This is a genomic window from Leeuwenhoekiella sp. ZYFB001 (assembly GCF_011784865.1).
GTDB lineage: Bacteria > Bacteroidota > Bacteroidia > Flavobacteriales > Flavobacteriaceae > Leeuwenhoekiella > Leeuwenhoekiella palythoae.
In genome coordinates this window covers 1,042,561-1,063,241 of sequence record NZ_CP050460.1, presented here as the reverse complement: position 1 = coordinate 1,063,241, position 20,681 = coordinate 1,042,561, and the positions used below count along the sequence as shown (strand labels likewise).

Genomic DNA, 20,681 nt, shown 5'->3' with positions numbered 1-20,681 from the left:
TTCAGAGGTTTTTTATTTATCAGAATTTAAAGATTACCTCACGTCCTATTCAAACGCAGTTAAGATACTATACAGGTATCAAATCACAAAAATAGAATTCGGTGTCCCAAGGTTTTTCATCATCTGAAAAGCAATTGTCTTCTTGATCGCCTTTGGGTTTGTAAGAGCGTTTTACAATCTCCCCCACCTCAAAAAGAATTGGCTTTGAAAAAATAGGTCCGTCAAATACGAAGGTGTGAAATTCGCCGTTTTCTCCACACGGGTCAACTTCCGGAGGCAAATCGGCTATAAACTGATGATCTATAATTCTTCCGGCAAAAGATTTGTCCAGATGTTTTCCATTAACGCAAACGGTAATTGCTTTAAAGCCCAGTTCAACAAATTCAGTTATTAACTGCTTGGTGTCTTTTTTCCATAGTGGGTATACTCCTTTCAGCCTTACTTTAGTCAACTGCTCATCGCGATACACTTTTAAATCTTCCAAAAAGATATCCCCAAAAATGCTGTGTGTATTGCCTTCGTCAACTGCTTTTTGCGCTGCAGCACCCAAAACATCAGAATATTCAGTCATCGAGATAGCTCCGTGAAGTAGAATTTTTTCTAATGGAAAACCGAGTGCTTCCGCCTGACGATCTAATAAAGTTTCGCGCAAACCGTGCATAGAAACCCGGTCAACATCCGTATTAATAGTCGTGACCAGTTTAGTGACCTCAAATTCCCTTTCGGCTAAAATTCTATATAAGGCCAAAGCAGAATCCTTACCACTACTCCAATTGAAATAGGCTTTTTGCAAAATATTTACAGAAAGGATTGTATCGCTAAATCGTAGCTCTGCAAGCCAAAACCTACGATGATACCCTTAGCGTGTTTTGAAATATAAGATTGATGACGGAAGGCTTCCCGTGCGAACGTATTAGAAATATGCACCTCGATCACCGGTACCGAAACCGCAGCGATCGCATCGCCAATGCCTACTGAAGTATGCGTATAGGCCGCAGCATTAAGTACAATTCCATCAAAAATAGCGTCTGCCTCTTGAATTTTAGTGATCAGATCTCCTTCGCTATTCGACTGAAAATAAGAAAGCTCAGTCTCCTTAAACTGAAACTGAAGCTTAGAAAAATAATCTTCAAAAGATTGATTTCCGTAAACATCAGGTTCGCGTTTGCCTAATAAGTTGAGGTTAGGTCCGTTTATAATGAGTATTTTGAGTTCTTGAGCCATTGGGAGATTAAATTGTTAGGTAAAGGTAATTTAAAAATGGACTATAAAAAAAGCCCCGCTATTGCGAGGCTATACTTTTTGGTTGGTTGTTTACAATGTTTTAGAATACAAAACCTACACCTGCTTGAATTGCATAGTTGTATGCACTCACATCGTCATAGATCTTAGTAAAACCTCTGGTATAACGCCCCTGAATGAATAACCCGTTATCAAACTGGTATTCTAAACCAGCAGCGGTACCAAATTCAAAATTGTTAGCCCCATCCTCGATATCAATATCTCCTGAAGCAGATGTTGGTTGAAAATCGATCTCTTCACTTACTAAAAAGTTCAAAGAAGGACCGGCTTGTAAGCTGAAACCGTCAGCAAGATAAATCTTAGCCATTAAAGGTACTTGAATGTAATCTAATTGATATTCTACATTATCATCTACATCAAATGTATTGTCTTCATCAATAGCAGCGATCGTAGAACCTTGCGCTGAGTAAATAACCTCAGGCTGAATAGAGAACATTTCTGAAATAGGAAGCTCAGCAACTAGACCTGCATAAAAACTTGTTCTTGATTCTTGATCTGCGGCATCATCACCTGCGATATTCGCGAAATTCACACCACCTTTTGCACCAAAGTGAAAGGCATCTTGAGCTTGTGCTGCTGCACCACCCAAAACCATAAAACTTGCAATTAAAAATAGCTTTTTCATAAGAATAATTTGTTGTTTAAATTTTGAACAAAGCTAGATGCTGCAAGGCTTCACAAGTATTAATGATTCTCTAAGTTTTCACTAAAATATTGCCAACAAAAAGCTTTTACGAAACTTCTTGATATTCTGATTTTTAGTAAAAAGAAGCTATTTGGCACCCCTAGAAAATCACTTTAAAATACTGATAGAGAAATACTTTTAGTTTATTGTATTTCCGCCTATTTTTTTTCAATTTCTTAAATAGTGTTAACGCTATGCTCATTGAAACTTTGGATAGATGAACTTCTAAAAATACTAGCTCAAATTGGAGTTGAACTGGTATCCTATGAAGTCGGTAGCCGTAAATCCTATTTAATAATTGAATAGGCAGCAGGGTTTTGTTCCGTTAGTAAGCAGCAAAAAAAAAAGCACCTTAAAAAGGTGCTTTTCACAAAATGCTTGTGTGTTATTCTAGTTAAAAATGAAGCCGACTGATCCTGCAAACACTCCATTTTTAGTAGCGTTGTCTCCGGTTTCACCATCATAGATATCTGTAAACCCTTGTGTGTAGCGTGCGTTTAAATAAAGACCGCCATTAAATTTATATCCTACTCCTACTGCTCCAGCAAAGTCGATATCATTAAAGTTGTCTTCATTTAAGCCTAAAGTTGCGTTAGGACCTTCTATTTCACTATCTACTAAAAATCCTAATTGTGGGCCGGCTTCTACATATAATCCCTGCACTAAGTAAAACTTAGCCAAAACAGGTACATTAATATAATCTAATTGAAACTCTGTATCTTCTGCGTCGTCTCTTTGAACTAAATCAAAACCTTGTCCTGAGTAGAATACCTCAGGTTGAATTGCAAATTTTTCAGTTACAGGAATTTCAACTAAAGCACCTAAATTAAAAGATGTTCTGGCGCTATCATCGTCAAATTCATCAAAACCGTCGCCGGTCAAATTTGAAAAGTTAACACCACCTTTGATACCAAATGCCAATTCGCTTTGCGCTTGCATTAAAGAGGTTCCTCCGAATACTAGTATTGCTGCTAAAAATAATTTTTTCATGATTTTTATATTTAGATTTGGGACAAAGCTAGGAGCAGAAGAAATACCAAACTATTAAGGCTTTTATAAACTATAATTAAAAAATTCCTAAAAAACCCCTATTTGATTTGTGAATTGGCAACAATCGTTAAAAGACTATAAATTATTCTTAAAGATAGAACGCGGGCTTTCTGAGAATACCATTATAAATTATGGCCTGGATATCGCTAAACTCATCACGTATTTGGATTTAAATGCTGTAGAAGCGTCTCCTATTTCTATCACTAAAGAGCAGCTTCAAGAATTCATTTATACCTACGCCAAAGAATTGACTGCATCATCACAAGCACGTTTAATTTCTGGACTGAAAGGCTATTTTGAATATTTAGTATTTGAAGAGCTACGCACAGACAATCCTACTGAACTTATCGAAGCGCCAAAGATTGGCCGAAAACTTCCGGATACACTCTCAGAAGAAGAAGTAAATCAGATTATTGATGCGATTGACCTTAGTACACCACAAGGAGAACGCAATCGAGCTATTTTTGAAACCTTGTACGGTTGCGGCTTGCGGGTCTCTGAAGTTTTGAATCTGAAACTTTCTGACTTATTTTTTGATGAAGGATACATTCTCGTTACCGGTAAAGGTGATAAACAACGTTTTGTACCTATTGCGCCGATAACTCAAAAGTATATCGAGATCTATCGAGATGAAATTAGAATACACGAATCTCCAAAACCAGAATTCAAAAATATACTATTTCTCAACCGGCGAGGAGCGCGGCTCACCCGAGCGATGATCTTTACGCTCGTAAAGCAGCATACCAAAAAGGCCGGAATCAAGAAGAAAATCAGTCCGCATACGTTTAGACACAGTTTTGCGACTCATCTATTACAAAATGGTGCCGACTTGCGTGCTATTCAACAAATGTTAGGACACGAGAGTATAACCACTACTGAAGTTTATATGCACGTAAATCGCTCGCATCTGGCAGAGGTGTTGAATACGTATCTTCCACGGAAATAATATGAAACAAAAAAAATCCCGAATCAATTTAATGACTCGGGACTCTTCACTAACCAAAAAAACTTACTTACTTAACACTTAGGAAATCTCTATCAAGCGTTTTGCTTGTACTTGAGCTTCCTCTTTTTTAGGGATTACAATATTTAAAACCCCATTCTCATAGCTAGCTTCAATCTTCGCACTGTTCACCGTATCAGGTAAGCTAAATGCACGTTTAAACGTACTATAGCTAAACTCACGTCTGGTGAATCTTCCTTCTTCTTTAGTTTCTGATTCTTTTTGCTCTTGAGCCGAAATGGTAAGCACATCGTTATCTAACTCGATATTGAAATCTTCTTTAGTCTTACCGGGAGCAGCAACAGCCACTTCAAATCCGCTATCTTTCTCAATGATATTCACTGCCGGAATACTCACACCAATGCTATTTACATTTGTAGTTCCTCCTAGCCAATCGGTTTTAAACATATCATCAAAGATTGATGGTAACCAATTTTCGTTTGTTCTTTTTACTAAGCTCATATCTATTAAATTTTATTGTTATTAATCTAGTACGCCTAGTATTTAGCAATTTGAATACCAATACATTTTTTAAAGACTTTTTGTCATAAAAACACTAAGTAGAGGTGTCAAAATGGCAAAATATTCACAAAACCGCATAAAAAAACCCGGCGCTTACGCCGGGTTCTCCTACTAACTAAATCACATTTGCAACGTGCTTTCTAATTTTACAGGCACGTGATAAGTTTGCCCCACTAAAGCTTTAGAATCTAACTTTTGATAATTAAGACGTCCTTGAATGTATTTTTCAATAGACACATCTTTTGATTCTACATTAAGCACCACAACCTCGTTGTCTTTATTTACCGTAAATGAAACTTTTACCGAGGTAGTTTGCTCAACGTTAAAATTAGGTTCGGCCAATAGATTTGCAATTTCTTTGTTCATTGCCCGCTTCACTACCTCACTCGTAGTTTTTGCGGTTGGCTCGGTTGGTTCAGTGGTGTTTGCGCTTAGCGCGGTACCGCAGCTGATCGCAACTGCAAGTAGCATTGTTTTAAACGTTTTCATAATGTTTGATTTTTGAATGATGTACTATAAAGACGGTACAGGTGTCAAACAGTTACAGCAAACGTTTTAGTTTAACAGATTATTAACGCTTTTATGTTTTGAAAATCAGCGAGTTACAACGCAAACTAAATCCTTTAAGTCAACGCTAATAATTTGAATGGTAGCCTTTTATGAAAAATTGATTATAAAATTTTGAGCATAAAAAAAAGCTTCAGAAAATCTGAAGCTTTTCATTTCGCCTAAGCGAATTTATAACTTTTCAACTAAGCCAATACTTGCTGTACTTTATCTGCTGCTTCTTTAAATTGAATAGCACTTTGTACATCAAGACCACTATTGTCAATCAATTCTTTTGCAATATCTGCATTGGTCCCTTGAAGTCTAACAATAATAGGTACATTGATCGTTCCCATATTTTTATAGGCATCTACAATACCTTGAGCAACACGATCACAACGTACGATACCTCCAAAGATGTTTACAAGAATGGCTTTTACGTTAGGATCTTTAAGGATCAGGTTAAATGCAGTTTCTACACGCTCTGCATCAGCTGTACCACCTACGTCTAAGAAGTTAGCCGGTTCACCACCTGCTTGCTTGATAAGGTCCATTGTTGCCATTGCAAGACCGGCACCGTTTACCATACACCCTACGTTTCCATCAAGATCCACGTAATTAAGCCCAACTTCTTTAGCCTCTACCTCTACTGGGTTTTCTTCACGCTTGTCACGCATTGCTGCGTAATCTTTATGACGGTATAATGCATTATCATCTAAAGATACTTTAGCATCTACAGCCATAATTTTATCATCGCTGGTCTTAAGCACAGGGTTGATCTCAAAAAGTGAAGAATCAGATGCTGAATACGCTTTATAAAGTGCAGCAACAAACTTGGTCATCTCTTTAAAAGCAGTTCCGCTAAGACCTAAATTAAAAGCGATGCGGCGCGCTTGAAAAGGAAGCAGTCCTGTCGCAGGATTAATTTCTTCAGTAAAAATAAGATGTGGAGTTTTTTCTGCAACTTCTTCGATATCCATTCCACCTTCGGTAGAATACATAATCATATTCTTACCGGTAGCTCTGTTTAATAAAACAGACATGTAATATTCTTCCGGCTCACTATCTCCAGGATAGTAAACATCTTCAGCAACTAAAACTTGGTGTACTTTTTTACCTTCGGCTGAAGTTTGAGGAGTTACCAAATTCATACCGATGATCTCTCCTGCAATTTGCTCCACCTCTTGAAGGTTTTTAGCCAGCTTTACTCCACCGCCTTTTCCTCTACCTCCGGCGTGTACTTGCGCTTTAATTACGTGCCAACCGGTACCGGTTTCTTCTGTAAGTTTTTTTGCAGCTTCAACTGCCTCTGCAGCAGTAGTTGCTACTTTACCGCGCTGTATACGCACTCCAAAACTGCTAAGTATTTCTTTTCCTTGATATTCGTGTAGATTCATAATCAGGCGTTTCTATAAATTTGAAATTTGCAGAGCAAAAATAAGTATTTAGCGCAAACCCTGCTAGCAATTTACTTCTGATTTATCTATTCCTAAGGCAATTTTAAAACCTTTGCGTAAGGCGTGTAGGATCAAATTAAAAACCACAGGCCAGATTGCGTTTAAAATATAACGAAAGGCTTATTTTTTTAAGTGAAGACTGCCTGTAACTAAATAATCTATACTAGATTTGTAGGCTTAAAATTTAAGATTATGACCCACCAAAACTTGCTATCGATCGCAAAAGAACACGGAAGTCCCGTTTATGTTTATGATGCTGAAAAAATTGAATCTCAATATAAACGTCTTACCGGTGCTTTTAAAAAGGTTAAAAACCTGCGCATCAATTATGCAGTGAAGGCTTTGTCTAATCTTGCTGTGCTTCAATTGATTCACGGTTTTGGAGCCGGGATGGATACGGTAAGTATTCAAGAAGTACGTCTTGTCCTTGCAGCGGGTATTGATCCATCTAAAATTATGTTTACTCCTAATGGCGTTTCTTTAGACGAACTTGAAGAAGTTGCAAAGATGGGGGTGCAAATCAATATTGACAATCTTTCTATTCTGGAGCAGTTTGGGACCAAGCATCCTAAAACTCCGGTTTGTGTACGTATCAATCCGCACGTGATGGCGGGCGGAAACACCAATATTTCTGTTGGACATATTGATAGCAAATTTGGGATCAGTATTCACCAGATTCCACATTTACTGCGTATCGTAAAAAATACCGGAATGAACATCAACGGTATTCATATGCATACCGGTAGTGACATTCTTGATATTGATGTATTTCTTCACGCTGCGGAGATCTTATTTGATACCGCCAAAGATTTTAAGGATCTTGAATTTTTAGACTTTGGCAGCGGCTTTAAAGTGCCTTATAAAGAAGGTGATATTGAAACCAATATTGAAGAACTAGGTGATAAATTGAGTAAGCGTTTTAATGCTTTTGAGAAAGACTATGGCAAGTCACTAACCTTAGTATTCGAGCCCGGGAAATTCCTTGTGAGCGAAGCCGGAAAGTTTTTAGTTCAGGTTAATGTGATCAAGCAAACTACCTCTACTGTTTTTGCACAAGTAGATAGTGGTTTTAACCATCTCATTCGCCCAATGTTCTACGGAAGCCGCCACGAGATCACAAATATCAGCAACCCCAAAGGCCGTGAGCGCTTTTACTCAGTTGTAGGATACATCTGTGAGACCGATACTTTTGCGACAAACCGAAGAATTGCAGAAATCGCTGAAGGTGATATTCTTGCTTTTAGTAATGCCGGTGCTTATTGTTTCAGTATGGCGAGTAATTACAACTCAAGATATCGCCCGGCTGAAGTATTATTCCTGGACGGAAAAGCACATCTTATACGTGAGCGCGAAACTTTTGATGATTTGATCAAAAATCAAATTCCTCTAAAAGAAACTGTCAAAGCTTAAGCTTCGGCATAAAAGATCAGACCGTTTTTAAACGGATCGTAAAAGGCAAATTCTAAAGTACCCCAAGGCTTTTCTTCAAGCGAAGTATGGTTGTGAAATACACCCATAAGCTGGTACTTCTTGTAAAGGCTTTCAATACCTTGCACCTGAATGCGCAACATAGGTCTGTTTTTGTCCTGCTCCCATTCTGAAGCTTCGTGCCATTGCAGATGCAGCGCGATGTTATTGCGGCGAATACCCGCATAACGGGGCTGGCGTTCTTCATCAATAAAAACCAATTCAAAGCCAAGTTTTTTGATGTAGAACTCTAGGGCTTCCAGTACATCTTTTACGGGAAGAATGGGTATGATCTGAGCGAGATAATCAGAATTAGAGGCACTCATAAACCTTATTTTTTGAAAGGGGTTAGTAGCGTTTTAACTTTTATGCTCGCCAAGCCCTAATGAAATTTTAAAAAATAGTGCGTTGGCTAGAAAATAAGTATTTTCGTTTTCAATTTAAAAAACTAAAACTACGTGATTAAGCTTTGGCTTTGCTCTTTATTAACACTGCTATTCACAGGATCTCATGTGCTTTGTGCTCAAAAAATAGCGGTATTGCAATACGAAGGCGGCGGCGACTGGTATGCTAACCCTACCTCGTTACCCAATCTAGCTCAGTTTTGCAATACTTCTATTCATACAGCCATTGACCCTAATATAGCAACAATTAAAGCCACAGATCCTGCCATAATGCAATATCCTTTTGTGCATATGACCGGGCACGGTAATGTTTATTTTTCTGAAGATGCGCTGCGCAATTTAAGAGACTACTTAAACAGTGGTGGCTTTTTACACATAGACGATAATTATGGTATTGATGAATACTTGAGACCGCAGCTCAAGAAATTGTATCCCCAAGAAGAATTGATCGAGTTGCCGGCAGATCACCCTGTGTTTTCCAGTGCTTTTGCTTTTCCGCAGGGATTACCCAAAATTCACGAACACGATGGATTAAGACCTCAGGCATTCGGGTTGTTTAAAGAAGGACGCCTGATCATACTTTACACTAAAGAAAGTGATTTAGGTGATGGTTGGGAAAGTCCGGCTGTTCATAACGATCCTCCTGAAGTTCGTGAAAAAGCTTTAAAAATGGGCGCTAATATTATAAAATACGCCTTTGAAAACTAAACAACTCAATCACGAAGAGACGCAAATAGCACCACGATCATTACCTTTTGTAATGGTCTGTGATCGCGTGAATAGTCCGGCAAATGCGGGAAGTCTTTTTCGGCTTGCAGATGCTTTAGGTATTGAGCATATTTATTTTTGCCAGGCAAGTCTTAATTTTGAAAGCACCCGCCTCAAGCGTACTGCACGTTCCTGTGAAAAGCAGGTAGCGTACACCGCCGTGGAAGATGCTGAAACCCTTCTTCTGCAATTGAAAAGTGAAGGTTTTTCGTGTATAGGTCTCGAACTGACCACGCAAAGTATTCCGCTGGAAATATTTAAACATCAAGCATTTGAAAAAATAGCCTTAGTTTTAGGCAATGAACGGCACGGAATTGACCAGCGTATTTTAGAGCAATTAGACTATTTAACCTACATCCCGATGCACGGCAAAAACAGCAGTATGAACGTGAGCCAAGCTGCCGCTATCGCCGCATACCAATTATTAAATGCCCCGAAACATGAAAGATAAATCTAAAGTCATTGCATACGGCATTCTCAGAGCCTTGGGGATCATCGCCGGAATTGTATTTATACTATGGTTTTTGTATAAAATTCAGGCAGTACTTGTATTTATCTGTATTGCTGCGGTCATTTCGTTGATAGGAAGACCAGTGGTAAATTTCTTAAAAAACAAGTGTCGCTTTAGCGCCGTTGCTGCCGCAATAGCTACGCTAATTATGGTGCTCATTGTAATTTCGGGGATTCTCGCATTGTTTATTCCTATTTTAATTGATCAAAGTGAGCATATAAGTAAAATCAATTTTGAAGAAGTAAAACACAATATCAACCGGCTTAATGTAGAATTCAGCCGAGCGATGGGTGTTGATCAGGTAACGCTGATAGAAGGTTTCAAACAATCTGACTTTATAAAGAATTTTGATATTTCGGTGATTCCGACATTTATCAATAGCATACTGGGTAATTTCAGTTCGTTAATTGTGGGCTTACTTTCGGTGATCTTCATTTCATTCTTCTTGCTGAAAGACAGTCATCTGCTTTTAGACAGTTTTCTCGTTTTTGCCAATACAGGAGAAGAAAAAAGATTCCGTATTGTTTTTCATAAAACCAAACAACTATTATCACGTTATTTCTTAGGAATTTTACTGCAATTGATGATTCTCTTTACCATCTATGCTATTTTACTGGTAAGCTTTCAAATACCTAATGCTTTTGCAATAGCGCTGTTTTGTGCAATGCTCAATGTGGTTCCTTATATTGGTCCGGTTGTTGGCGGCGTGGTGATGATGTTGCTTGTGATTAGTGGAAATTTTACTGCCGACTTTCAAACGGTGATTCTGCCGAAAATGATCTATGTGTTTATCGGGTATTGTATTGCGCAGTTGATCGATAATTTTATCAATCAGCCTTTAATTTTTGGGAGCAGCGTAAAATCACATCCTTTAGAGATTTTTCTGGTGATTGTCATCGCAGGTTTGATCTTTGGTATTTTTGGGATGGTTGTTGCCATTCCTGCCTACACAGCGATCAAAGTGATCGCAAAAGAATTTCTCTCAGAATATAAGATCGTACAAAAGCTTACTAAAAACCTGTATGAGCCTTAATATAAATTTGCTAAAGCCCGAAGTTCAAGCATACCTGAGAGCGCATTATAAAACAGATGTTTCTAAAGTTTTATTAAGCTCCTCTCCTTTTAAGGCCATAAGCAGTCCCGAACTAGCTCAGCAACTTGTTGGATTACAAAAAGCTGAAGGCAAACTTCCTACGTGGTTTAAGCATCCTGAAATACTCTACCCTCCAAAACTCAATTTAGAACAAACATCATCTGAAGAAACCGCAGCGTATAAAGCAAGTCTATTTTCCGGAAAGAAAGCTTTAGATCTTACGGGTGGCTTTGGTATTGATGACTATTATTTCAGTCGGCAATTTGACGAAGTAATCCATTGCGAATTGAATCCTGAACTCAGTGCGCTGTCACAGCATAATTTTGAAGTATTGGGCGCAAAGAATATACAAACCCTCAATCAAAATAGCATTGACCTTTTAAAAGGTACTTCTTCTCATTTTGATCTGATCTTTACAGATCCATCGCGAAGAAATGAGGTGAAAGGAAAAGTTTTTATGCTGAAGGATTGCGAACCCAATATCCCTGAACACCTGGACTTGCTATTAGATCAAACCGATGTTCTAATGGTTAAAACGAGTCCGTTGCTGGATATCACCGCCGGATTACGTGAACTGAAACATGTTGTACAAATTCACAGCATTGCGGTTAAAAATGAGGTCAAAGAGTTATTGTGGATACTTTCCAAAAAAGATGATACTAAAGCTTTAAGCCTTTTTGCTGTAAATCTCTCGAGTGATTTTGATGCACCGGTAACTTTGGATTTCGACGCATTACAATTTGCTGAAGCCACCTTTGATGAGCCACAAACCTACCTTTATGAACCCAATGCACCTTTGCTTAAGCTAGGAGCCTTCAATTGGATTTCAGAGCATTACAAGCTAGATAAATTAGCTGTCAACACACAGCTCTATACTTCAGAGAAATTGATTGAGTTTCCAGGCAGGCGATTTAAAATCAAAGACAGTATTCCGTATTCAAAAAAGACGATTAGTCAGTTGCTTAAAGGAACACAAGCGCATATTACCACGCGTAATTTTAAAGCTTCTGTAGCCGATTTACGGAAAAAATTCAAAATTAAAAGCGGTGGTGATCGCTATATTTTCTTTACTACTTTAGAAAATGGTAAAAGCCTTATGCTTGACTGCGAAAAAATCTAAGAGTAGCTGTAAGAATCTTTAAAGATCATAAATGCTGCGTGCGCACCATCTACCGCGTCTTGATGTTCTTGCTCAGAGTATGGCTTGGCTTCTACCGCACCGGTAAAATTCTTCCAGCGTTGCATAACCTCAGGTGCTGATTTTCCGAAGAAATGATGCGATGTTTTATCTTTAAGATGCTCACAAGATTCAAGATTTTTTTTAATAAGCAAACCTCCCATCATCGAACCTTCAACCACGTAGATCAAACCTAAAAGATAAGCGCTACTAAACTGTTCTGTAGTTGACTCAACCTGTGGAATTTCAGCACCCAGATCGGTTAGATCTTCTGCTAGCGCTTTACTTTTTACAGCATCAGCGTACATCTTTAAGTTCTCATCTAAAGATGTGCTATTGGCCTCTAAAATACGATCTATACGGGCGTAAGCCAGGTAATTTTGTTGAAGTAATCGGGTGTATGTAGCAACGTCAATACTGTGATCGAGAATAAATTTTGCAAGATTATCTTCTTCAGTCTTCTGGTGTAAAGTTGCTGTTTGGGTCTTTAAGTGTTTTAAAATCATATCCTGATTTTAGGCGTTTAAGGTCTTCTTGAATTTTGAGCATTCCTTCGCGATGCGACATATTTTCACGAGAAAAATTCTCCAGAAAAACTTCAATATCGCGTACGAGTTTTTTACTCTCTACTATTTTTTTACGCACCGGATGCATCATTGGGCCATTTTTAGATATGGCATTGAGATAAGGCTCCAGGCGAATATGCAATTTGCTGATATTCTTTTTCAGCATATAACCAGATGCTCCACTAAGAATGGTATCAGCGGCAAGCTCCTCATCGTTTATGGTACCGGTGATGAACAAAAAGGTTACCGAAGGGGTCAGCCTTTGGGCAACTTCTAAAATCTCTAGACCAGAACACGTAGGCAGATTGTAATCTGATATAATAAGATCTGGTGGATTATTAACCAGATTCAGTCTAAAATCTGTTAGGTTGTTGCATACAATCACCTCAGCATTTTCTGCCACTTTAAAGATCTCTCGCCTAAGGAGCGTCACATCGGCGGGATTATCCTCAACCATTAAAATTTTTAATTCTTCTGTGATCATATTATTTATTGTAAACAATCCAATAGTTAATCAAAGCCGGTAAAGCCTTTGACAATTCGGGATAGGTGCGCGGTTTTTCAATAAAACTATTCGCACCTAATTTATACGCTTTTGTTATTTCATCCTTTCGGTCTGACGAACTCATCATTACCACCGGAATCCCTAAATACGCCTCGATCTTTCTAAATTTTTTTAAAATCTGCAATCCGTTTAAACGAGGTACTTTGATATCCAGCAGCACTAATTTTGGCTGCTGTAATCTAAATGCTTCAGACTCCAAAAAAGCCACCGCTTCCTGCCCATCTGAAATGTGTTTGATGCCGTAATGCGGAATATTCTTTTGAAATATCCTGTTCATCAAAGCAATATCAGTGTTATTGTCTTCTATCGATAAAATATAATCTTCTGCCACGGATTAAATTTTAACCTAAATTAAATAAAAATGTACTTCCTTTACCCGGCTTGCTAATCACCTCTATAGCACCCTTATGTTTTTTTATAATACGCTTGGCAATAGTGAGACCAATTCCTGAGCCTTCATACTCGTCTCCTACCAACCGGTTAAAGAGTCTAAAAATACGCTTCTCGTGGCTTTGATCAAACCCAATCCCATTATCCTGTACAAAATAAAATCCTTTATTCTGATGCTCTTTAAAACAAATGGTTATTTGCGGCTGCTCAACCGCTCTCGTGTATTTTAGGGCGTTAGTCAATAAATTCTGAAGCACTTGAGCGATCATTTTACGATCTCCATAGGCTTGAGGCATTTGCGGCGCCACAGTAATCGAAACCGAAGGATAATCTTGCGAAATAGGCAAAATACCAAGCACGTCGTCAACTAGCTTGTTCATCGAGAATTTATCTTTATTCATCTCTGATTGCGACACCATCGAGAACGCTAAAATATCATCAATTAACTGATTCATCTTAGTCGCCGAACCTATGATCGTATCAATGGAACTCTTACCAAATTCATCAAGTTGGTCAAAATAGTCTTCCTTGATAATGTGTGCAAAACCATCAATCCCGCGTAAGGGCGCTCTCAAATCATGCGCTACACTATAACTGAAGGTTTCCAGGTCTTCATAAGCGATCTGGAGCAGATTGTGTAAGCCCTTGATCTCATCATATTTCTCAAGAATTATTTGAGAAATATCCTGCTTTAGCGCTCGTGCAGCAACGATCTCATAATCTTCCCAAGGAGCAGATTTGTCTTCTTCTTGTATTGACCAGGCTTCGAATGATTTTCGCGGTGTTAAGCGTTCGTTGCTATCTAGCGTACTTAGTTTATCAGGGTTCCCGGCCCAATTGACGGTCTCTATTTTTTCTGATTTGAACCAAAGGATCGCATCCTTTTTAAGATTAGACAAAAACAAACACATCACCCCGGAAGCTTTCGCTTTTAAATCCTGTAATTCTGGAAGGTCTTTTGTTAACTGTGTTGTGATTATCTCATCCTGCTCAAGAGGTTTTAGTCGATTTATCAGTGCTAGTATCTGTTCTTTATCTGGAGTGATGCCTACTTTTTTGAGCTTTCCGTCTAAAAAAACAGCCGCACCGTGAGCCTGAGTAAGATCAAGCATCGTATGTGATCCTTTGGTCAGGCCTTTATGAACATTCCAGTTTTTGGTGATCTTTTCCATCAAAAGACTACGCGTTTTTGAGGCTTCATTTACCTTTTGTAAAAGGATATTTGACGAAAGTAGCACCAGCTGACTTGAAAAAATTTGTGTAAGAAATTTACAAGATTGGCGCTTATAAAAGTCAACGAATTTAGGTGAATAATGATGACAAGCGATCAAGCCCCATAACGTTCCTTTTGAGATTATAGCTGCAGTTAGCGAAGCCCCAACGTTCATATTTTCTAAATATTCAATATGAATTGGTGACGAGGCTCTGGTTTCACTCAACGATAAATCAATAGGGTTTTCTTGCTCATTTCCACCTAAAGCTTGTATGCTTACCGGCGTACTCTTTACATCTGCAATGATGCGTACCCCTTGTTTTAGAAATAATTTACGCGCTTGCTGCGGAATATCTGACGCCGGATATCGTAAACCTAACCAGCTTTCTAAATGCGATTCCCGGGCTTCTGAAACCACGATTCCGTCCCAATTCTCATCAAACCGATAGATCATCACCCGGTCGTACCCAAAAAATTCTTTGATCAAATCTGCAGTGACATCGCACATACGTTGCTCCTCGCCCGCTCCATTAAGTTTGCTTACGATCTCTGCCAATTGATTTTGATATTCAAATGCATTGGTATCAACTTCCAGAGGCTCAAATTCTATGACGAGATTGCCTTCATTAAGGTGAGCTAACATCGCATATTGTTGACCATCTATTGTCGTATGTATAGGCGTTGCTTTCTCAGCGACTTTAGTCTCTAAAAGCTGCTGCGTTTGCACCTCATCAAAAACCGCTTTTAAAGGTTGACCTAAAAGCGCTTCGGGGCTCTTATCAAGAATCGGAGCAATATTATCGCTACAGTAATTTACGATATGTGAGGAGGCATCACAGGCAATAAGATACCCGTGATTTTGAATTTTACCTAAAATGTGAATGGGTTCTCTGTCGCAATTGGTTAAAGTAACTTCTTTGGGATATAGTGACGTCGGACCGTGAGCCATAGTTATTTTTTAATTTTGAAATAGAACGTACTTCCTTGACCAAACTCTGAATCTACCCAGATTTTACCTTCATGCAGTTTTACGATCTTTTTACAATGCGCTAAACCTACACCGGTACCGTCGTATTTTTCTTCGGTAGGAACACGACCAAAAATCTTAAAAATGGCCTCAAGATCGTCTTCTTTAATTCCTATTCCATTATCTGCAATAGCAAAGGTCTGATACTCATCATCAGAGAACGTTGAGATTCGAATACTTGGGTTGGTGTCTTTCTTTCGGTATTTTAAAGCATTACTGATCAAATTCTGAAATAATAAACGCAATTCAGTCTCGTAGGCCATCATTTGTGGCATTTTACCCACAGTTACGGTTGCGTTCGCCTCCCTAATGCTTCGGTTGAGATCGTATTTTACAACCTCAAGCAATTCGGCTACATCTACTTTTGTTTTCTTAAGGTCTTCTCCAATACGGCTGTGTTCGAGCAGCGCTTTAATCTGCTCTGCCATACGCCCGGAAGCTTCGTGAATATAACCTAGATATTCTTTTCCTTTTTCACTCAATTCACTACTGAATTTCTTCGAAAGAAAATCACTACTGAATCTAATAGTCGAAAGTGGTTCTTGAAGGTCATGCGAACAAATCGAAACAAATTGTTCTAGATCTGTATTGATGCGTTCCAGGTCTTCTTTTTGCTTTTGTAACTCTTGCTGGGCATTTTTAAGATCTGTGATCTCCATCAGCGTGCAACGCCATTGGGTGGTATCTTTCGCAGAAGTTGTGGTCATCAACTCTGCATTAAACAATACATCTACTTTATCTCCATCAACACATTCCAGCGTTAATTCTTCATTAGCGATACTACCCGATTTTTCGAGTTCGTCTAACAAAGCAATTGCTTTTACCTTCGTACGCTTCGGATAAAACTCAAAGATAGATTTGCCAATAACTTCATTTTTCTCTTTGAAGCCCAAAGTCTCTACGAAAAGCTTATTGCACTCAGTGATCAGACCAGTATGCGAATTGATCGTAACGTGCATCACCGGATCATCCTCATAAAAAGCTTTGAATTTCTCTTCACTTTTACGCAAACGCTCCTGTGATTGTTCGACCTTGTGAATATCAATAAAGGTGATGACCACCCCATCAATTTTATCCTGGCCGGTATGAAATGGCGAAATACGCTGTAGAAAATAACGCCCGGATTTACTCTTGATACGCTTTTCAAAAACCTGACCGGTTTCCATTACAGTTTTAGAATTATCAACAATAGTTTTGCGTTTTCGAATCCCAAAATTCGCCACAAAATTCTCAATCGATCGCCCAATATCTTGTTTTACCAAATGGAAATGCTCCCGGATTGCCGGAGTGAATTTCCTGATAATTAAATTCTTATCTAAGAAAACTGTACCAATACGGGTACTATCAAGAAGATTATCCATATCCGCATTAAGCATCGCCAGATCTTCCATCTTTTCAATATGCTCAGCATTTACGGTGTGCAACTCTTCGTTTACACTTTGCAATTCTTCATTGGTGCTTTGTAGCTCTTCATTAGACGCCAGAAGTTCTTCGTTTGACGCCTGTAATTCTTCGTTGCTGGTTTCTGCTTCTTCAAGCGCATTACTCAGCTCGTATTGTGTCTCTTTTAGCTCTTCCTCAAGATCTCTTATGCGTTCTTGAGACGATTTGTGAATATCAGCGCGCTCAACGATTATCGCTTTGTTGTGCTCACGGTCTTGCTCAATGAGCGTAATGATAAAATGAAAATCGCCTTCTGCGACTCCATTTTTAATAGGCTTAACTAAGACATCAAGACGGGTTTGTAATTCTTCATTATCGCCATACACCTCCACGTCTTTATACAAGATTTGTGAGCGCTTTCTGCGAGCTTTATTCACGGTGTTTTTAATGGGTCCGGCGAGTTCTTCCGGAAGCATATCAATAAGGTTTGTTGTAAAACCTTCTTCGGGTAATTGCGCATATTTTTTAAAAGCGCCCATAGCTTCCAAAATCTGAAAGTTCTCATCAATATACACACTTGCAGCCCCATACTGCTGAATGATCGCCTTACTGATCTCTTCTTTCAGGCGTTGCGTGTTGCTGTAATTTTGCACGTTTCCGTTTTTCATTCCGTTTTCGTGACGTTTAAACGTTTGACGTTCTGCCGTAGAATTCAATATTTCGGTTTTTAAACGCTCAGAACTTTCTATATTTCTGTAGATATTCCACTTTCTATTGATTTCCTCAAAATTATCTTTATGCACGCCCAAAGATTCGCTGGAGCCTAACGTCAAAATACCGTCTTGCTTCAACGCATAATGCAGCAGATGAATGACTTTAGTTTGCACATCGTTTTGAAGATAGATCAAAAGATTACGACACATCACCACATCCATATTTTTAAATGGCGGATCGTTAGTGATATCGTGATTAGAAAAAATAATGCATTTCCTTAAATTATCTTTTACCACAAAATCGTCTCCGTGCTTTCTAAAATATTTTTTGAGGCGCTCCTTAGAAAGATCGCTCAATACATTTTCTGAATAGCTTCCGCGACTGGCAATATCTAAATGATCTTGAGAAATATCAGTTGCAAAGATCTTAAGCGAAACATCTTTATCTTGTTTTTCGATTTCCTCTAAAAACAAAATCCCCAAAGAAAACGGCTCTTCTCCTGTGCTGCACCCCACATCCCAAACCTTAATCACATCGCCATCATCTTTAGAAGCGACCATTTCAGGAATAATATCTTCTGCCAGTAGCTCCCAAACTTTATAATCTCTAAAAAACTTGGTCACCCCTATTAAAAATTCTTTGTACAGCGTTTGAACCTCTTCCTTGTTGGTCTTCAAATATTCAAAATAACCTTCAAGTGAATCGAGCTTTAGCACACGTACCCGTCTACCAATGCGGCGCAGCAGGGTTGGGCGTTTGTAAAGACTAAAATCGAGTGCGGTATTGGTTTTAAGCACTTTTAAAATCTCTTTTAAAAGACGCTCATCGTATTGGTAAAGTTCAGCGTCAAAGTCAATACTGCTTTGGGCTTCAAAATAATTGGAAAGTTCGTCACTTATACGTTCCACCGGAACGATAAAATCTGCAAGACCTGTTTTTATGGCGTTACGCGGCATTCCATCAAATTTGGCCTGCTCAGGTTGTTGTACCATAACCACACCACCTTTCTCTTTAATGGCTCTAATTCCGCGTGAACCGTCGCTTCCGGTTCCGCTTAAAATGATCCCGGCGCAATGTTCTTTAGAATGATTAGCGAGCGACTCAAAAAAGAGGTCTATAGGCAGGTTTAGCGATTTATCTTTAGGTTTTTCTAAAAGTCTGAATTTACCATCTTTAATCACCAAATTATTAGTAGGCGGAATCAGATAAATACAATTGGCTTTGATCTCTCCTTCATCTTCAATAACCTCAATAGGAATTTTAGTATTCTTCCCTAAAAGCTCTGCCATCAAGCTTTTATGATCTGGAGAAAGGTGTTGCACCACAATATAACTGTATAGTGATGCTGTAGGAACATTATCAAAAAAGTCATTGAGCGCTTGCAGGCCACCTGCACTTGCTCCTATTCCTACGATTACGTGAGTTGCTTTGTTAGTTTTTGTATTTGTAGTCACAAAATCTTTTTAGAGGTTAAGCACTCACAAAAGCATTATTGCTTATAATAATAACAGTGAGCCTAGTCTCTCAAAAGTAAGGTTTTTAACCTAAAATTTGCAATTAAATGTTAATGTTTAAGATTTAATTATGAAAAGTATTATCAATAATAATATTAATTAAATCTAAAAATTCAATAACGTGCGCAAAATTATAACAATCAAGCACTTACACCGCCAAACAAAAACATTCTAAAATTGGTAAACCGCAGCATTAATATTCATTCCCGCTCCTACCGAAGCAAAAACTACTAGGTCCCCGGCTTCTATGCTGTGGCCTTCCACTTTATTTTTTAAGATTAAGTCGAGTAAAGTAGGTACGGTGGCTACAGAAGAATTCCCTAACCACGAAATGATCATCGGCATAATACCTTCTGGCGCTTCTTCATATCCGTAAAGTTTATACAGTCGGTCTATGATCGCATCGTCCATTTTGCCGTTTGCTTGATGTATCAGCACTTTCTTTACCTTTTCGATCGGCACTTCGGCTTTATCTAAACAAGCTTTTATGGAAAGTGGTACCGTTTCCAAGGCATATTGATATAAACGTCTTCCGTTCATTTTTAAATAAAGATCCTGCTTATTTTCTTCGGTAATATTGTAAGAACATCCCATCGTAAGCATTTCGGCATAACGATACGTGTCTGAACGGGTTTTATGTGCTAAAATTCCGGTGCGCTGGTCAGCTTCTCTGCTTTCTAAAATAGTCGCTCCTGCCCCATCAGCATAGATCATACTGTCTCTATCGTGTAAATCAATAACTCGAGACAAGGTTTCGGTACCAATGACCAGAATTTTTTTAGCGTCGCCTGATTTAATATAATAATCGGCTTGAATCATCCCTTGTAACCAGCCGGGACAACCAAAGGGCACGTCATAAGCGACACACTCCGGATTCTTGATTTTTAATTTATGCTTGACTCTAGCAGCCAGAGCGGGCACCATGTCGCTTCGGTTTGAACCGTGTTTAACGTCTCCAAAATTATGAGCAACAATAATATAATCCAGCGTCTCCGGATCAAGTTGCGCATCTTTAATCGCATCTTTTGCAGCAAAATAAGCAATATCAGAAGCGACCAAATCATCGGCTACATAACGGCGCTCTTCAATCGTGGTGATCTCTTTAAATTTATCTACCACATACCGATTATCTTTTGCAATGGGCGTTCCGTTAGATTCGTAAAAAGCAAAATCTAAGAAGTCATCGTTGCTTACTTTTTTCTTTGGTAAATAAATTCCGGTTCCGGTAATTACGCTGTATGTGGTCATAGTACTGTGTGCAGTTGGGGCAGTCTAAACTGTATATTTTTGATTTTCTAAAACGTTGTTTTTTTGCTAAAGCGGT

General features: G+C 38.6%; 20 protein-coding genes. 6 read left to right on the top strand and 14 right to left on the bottom strand.

From position 1 onward, the window contains the following. Positions 1 to 67: 67 nt before the first annotated feature. The 4 genes from HCN54_RS04705 to HCN54_RS04690 form a co-directional block, all read right to left on the bottom strand. Positions 68 to 793 (bottom strand): diphthine--ammonia ligase, encoded by a 726-nt coding sequence (locus tag HCN54_RS04705; protein ID WP_167596752.1) that lies wholly within the window; start codon positions 791 to 793, stop codon positions 68 to 70. A gap of 5 nt (positions 794 to 798) precedes the next feature. Continuing rightward, a complete protein-coding gene (gene aroQ, locus HCN54_RS04700) occupies positions 799 to 1,224 on the bottom strand; it encodes a type II 3-dehydroquinate dehydratase (RefSeq protein ID WP_072982641.1) in 426 nt (141 codons plus the stop codon). A gap of 100 nt (positions 1,225 to 1,324) precedes the next feature. Continuing rightward, on the bottom strand, positions 1,325 to 1,927 hold the full coding sequence (locus tag HCN54_RS04695) for a porin family protein (protein WP_072982643.1): 603 nt from the start codon (positions 1,925 to 1,927) through the stop codon (positions 1,325 to 1,327). Positions 1,928 to 2,377: 450 nt separating this feature from the next. Next, positions 2,378 to 2,977, bottom strand: a complete 600-nt coding sequence (locus tag HCN54_RS04690; RefSeq protein ID WP_072982644.1) for a porin family protein — start codon at positions 2,975 to 2,977, stop codon at positions 2,378 to 2,380. A gap of 109 nt (positions 2,978 to 3,086) precedes the next feature. On the opposite strand from HCN54_RS04690, the gene xerA reads away from it, so the two are divergent. Next, positions 3,087 to 3,983 (top strand): site-specific tyrosine recombinase/integron integrase, encoded by an 897-nt coding sequence (xerA, locus tag HCN54_RS04685; protein ID WP_167596751.1) that lies wholly within the window; start codon positions 3,087 to 3,089, stop codon positions 3,981 to 3,983. 78 nt (positions 3,984 to 4,061) lie between these two features. Here xerA and HCN54_RS04680 read toward each other — a convergent pair whose 3' ends face one another. The 3 genes from HCN54_RS04680 to sucC all read right to left on the bottom strand — a co-directional run bounded on the left by HCN54_RS04680 (position 4,062) and on the right by sucC (position 6,505). Further along, complete coding sequence (locus HCN54_RS04680; protein ID WP_072982647.1) at positions 4,062 to 4,502, bottom strand: Hsp20/alpha crystallin family protein; 441 nt, start codon at positions 4,500 to 4,502, stop codon at positions 4,062 to 4,064. A 180-nt stretch (positions 4,503 to 4,682) separates the two neighbouring features. Continuing rightward, positions 4,683 to 5,051, bottom strand: coding sequence for a hypothetical protein (locus HCN54_RS04675; protein WP_167596750.1), 369 nt, complete (start codon positions 5,049 to 5,051; stop codon positions 4,683 to 4,685). Between the two features lie 263 nt (positions 5,052 to 5,314). Then, the gene (gene sucC / locus HCN54_RS04670) at positions 5,315 to 6,505 is read right to left on the bottom strand and encodes an ADP-forming succinate--CoA ligase subunit beta (protein WP_072982650.1); all 1,191 of its coding nucleotides are present in this window, start codon (positions 6,503 to 6,505) and stop codon (positions 5,315 to 5,317) included. A gap of 252 nt (positions 6,506 to 6,757) precedes the next feature. Between sucC and lysA the strand changes: the two genes are divergently transcribed. Next, the gene (gene lysA, locus HCN54_RS04665) at positions 6,758 to 7,975 is read left to right on the top strand and encodes a diaminopimelate decarboxylase (protein WP_167596749.1); all 1,218 of its coding nucleotides are present in this window, start codon (positions 6,758 to 6,760) and stop codon (positions 7,973 to 7,975) included. Here lysA and HCN54_RS04660 read toward each other — a convergent pair. Next, complete coding sequence (locus HCN54_RS04660) at positions 7,972 to 8,358, bottom strand: glyoxalase superfamily protein (protein WP_167596748.1); 387 nt, start codon at positions 8,356 to 8,358, stop codon at positions 7,972 to 7,974. The genes lysA and HCN54_RS04660 overlap by 4 nt on opposite strands. 135 nt (positions 8,359 to 8,493) lie before the next feature. On the opposite strand from HCN54_RS04660, the gene HCN54_RS04655 reads away from it, so the two are divergent. Genes HCN54_RS04655 through HCN54_RS04640 form a run of 4 tightly spaced genes read left to right on the top strand, consistent with a single transcriptional unit; the run spans position 8,494 to position 11,928 of the window. Then, complete coding sequence (locus tag HCN54_RS04655; RefSeq protein WP_233430636.1) at positions 8,494 to 9,144, top strand: DUF4159 domain-containing protein; 651 nt, start codon at positions 8,494 to 8,496, stop codon at positions 9,142 to 9,144. After that, positions 9,134 to 9,655 (top strand): TrmH family RNA methyltransferase, encoded by a 522-nt coding sequence (locus HCN54_RS04650; RefSeq protein WP_167596747.1) that lies wholly within the window; start codon positions 9,134 to 9,136, stop codon positions 9,653 to 9,655. The genes HCN54_RS04655 and HCN54_RS04650 overlap by 11 nt, the downstream gene beginning before the upstream one ends. Further along, the gene (locus HCN54_RS04645) at positions 9,645 to 10,748 is read left to right on the top strand and encodes an AI-2E family transporter (protein ID WP_167596746.1); all 1,104 of its coding nucleotides are present in this window, start codon (positions 9,645 to 9,647) and stop codon (positions 10,746 to 10,748) included. The genes HCN54_RS04650 and HCN54_RS04645 overlap by 11 nt, the downstream gene beginning before the upstream one ends. Next, positions 10,738 to 11,928, top strand: a complete 1,191-nt coding sequence (locus tag HCN54_RS04640; protein WP_167596745.1) for a class I SAM-dependent methyltransferase — start codon at positions 10,738 to 10,740, stop codon at positions 11,926 to 11,928. Before HCN54_RS04645 ends, HCN54_RS04640 begins: the two co-directional genes overlap by 11 nt. Here the strand turns inward: HCN54_RS04640 and HCN54_RS04635 are convergent. The 6 genes from HCN54_RS04635 to HCN54_RS04610 all read right to left on the bottom strand — a co-directional run bounded on the left by HCN54_RS04635 (position 11,925) and on the right by HCN54_RS04610 (position 20,605). Next, on the bottom strand, positions 11,925 to 12,491 hold the full coding sequence (locus tag HCN54_RS04635; RefSeq protein ID WP_167596744.1) for a biliverdin-producing heme oxygenase: 567 nt from the start codon (positions 12,489 to 12,491) through the stop codon (positions 11,925 to 11,927). The two genes, HCN54_RS04640 and HCN54_RS04635, sit on opposite strands and share 4 nt — an antisense overlap. Continuing rightward, the gene (locus tag HCN54_RS04630; RefSeq protein ID WP_167596743.1) at positions 12,439 to 13,035 is read right to left on the bottom strand and encodes a response regulator; all 597 of its coding nucleotides are present in this window, start codon (positions 13,033 to 13,035) and stop codon (positions 12,439 to 12,441) included. Before HCN54_RS04630 ends, HCN54_RS04635 begins: the two co-directional genes overlap by 53 nt. A gap of 1 nt (position 13,036) precedes the next feature. Then, positions 13,037 to 13,447: a response regulator gene (locus HCN54_RS04625; protein ID WP_167596742.1), complete on the bottom strand. Its 411-nt coding sequence runs from the start codon at positions 13,445 to 13,447 to the stop codon at positions 13,037 to 13,039. Between the two features lie 10 nt (positions 13,448 to 13,457). Next, positions 13,458 to 15,668 carry an ATP-binding protein gene (locus HCN54_RS04620; RefSeq protein ID WP_167596741.1) on the bottom strand — a complete coding sequence of 737 codons (2,211 nt, stop codon included), beginning with the start codon at positions 15,666 to 15,668 and terminating at the stop codon, positions 13,458 to 13,460. Positions 15,669 to 15,670: 2 nt separating this feature from the next. Continuing rightward, the gene (locus HCN54_RS04615; RefSeq protein WP_167596740.1) at positions 15,671 to 19,297 is read right to left on the bottom strand and encodes a chemotaxis protein CheB; all 3,627 of its coding nucleotides are present in this window, start codon (positions 19,295 to 19,297) and stop codon (positions 15,671 to 15,673) included. A 231-nt stretch (positions 19,298 to 19,528) separates the two neighbouring features. Then, complete coding sequence (locus HCN54_RS04610; RefSeq protein WP_167596739.1) at positions 19,529 to 20,605, bottom strand: 3-oxoacyl-ACP synthase III family protein; 1,077 nt, start codon at positions 20,603 to 20,605, stop codon at positions 19,529 to 19,531. Between the last annotated feature and the right edge of the window lie 76 nt (positions 20,606 to 20,681).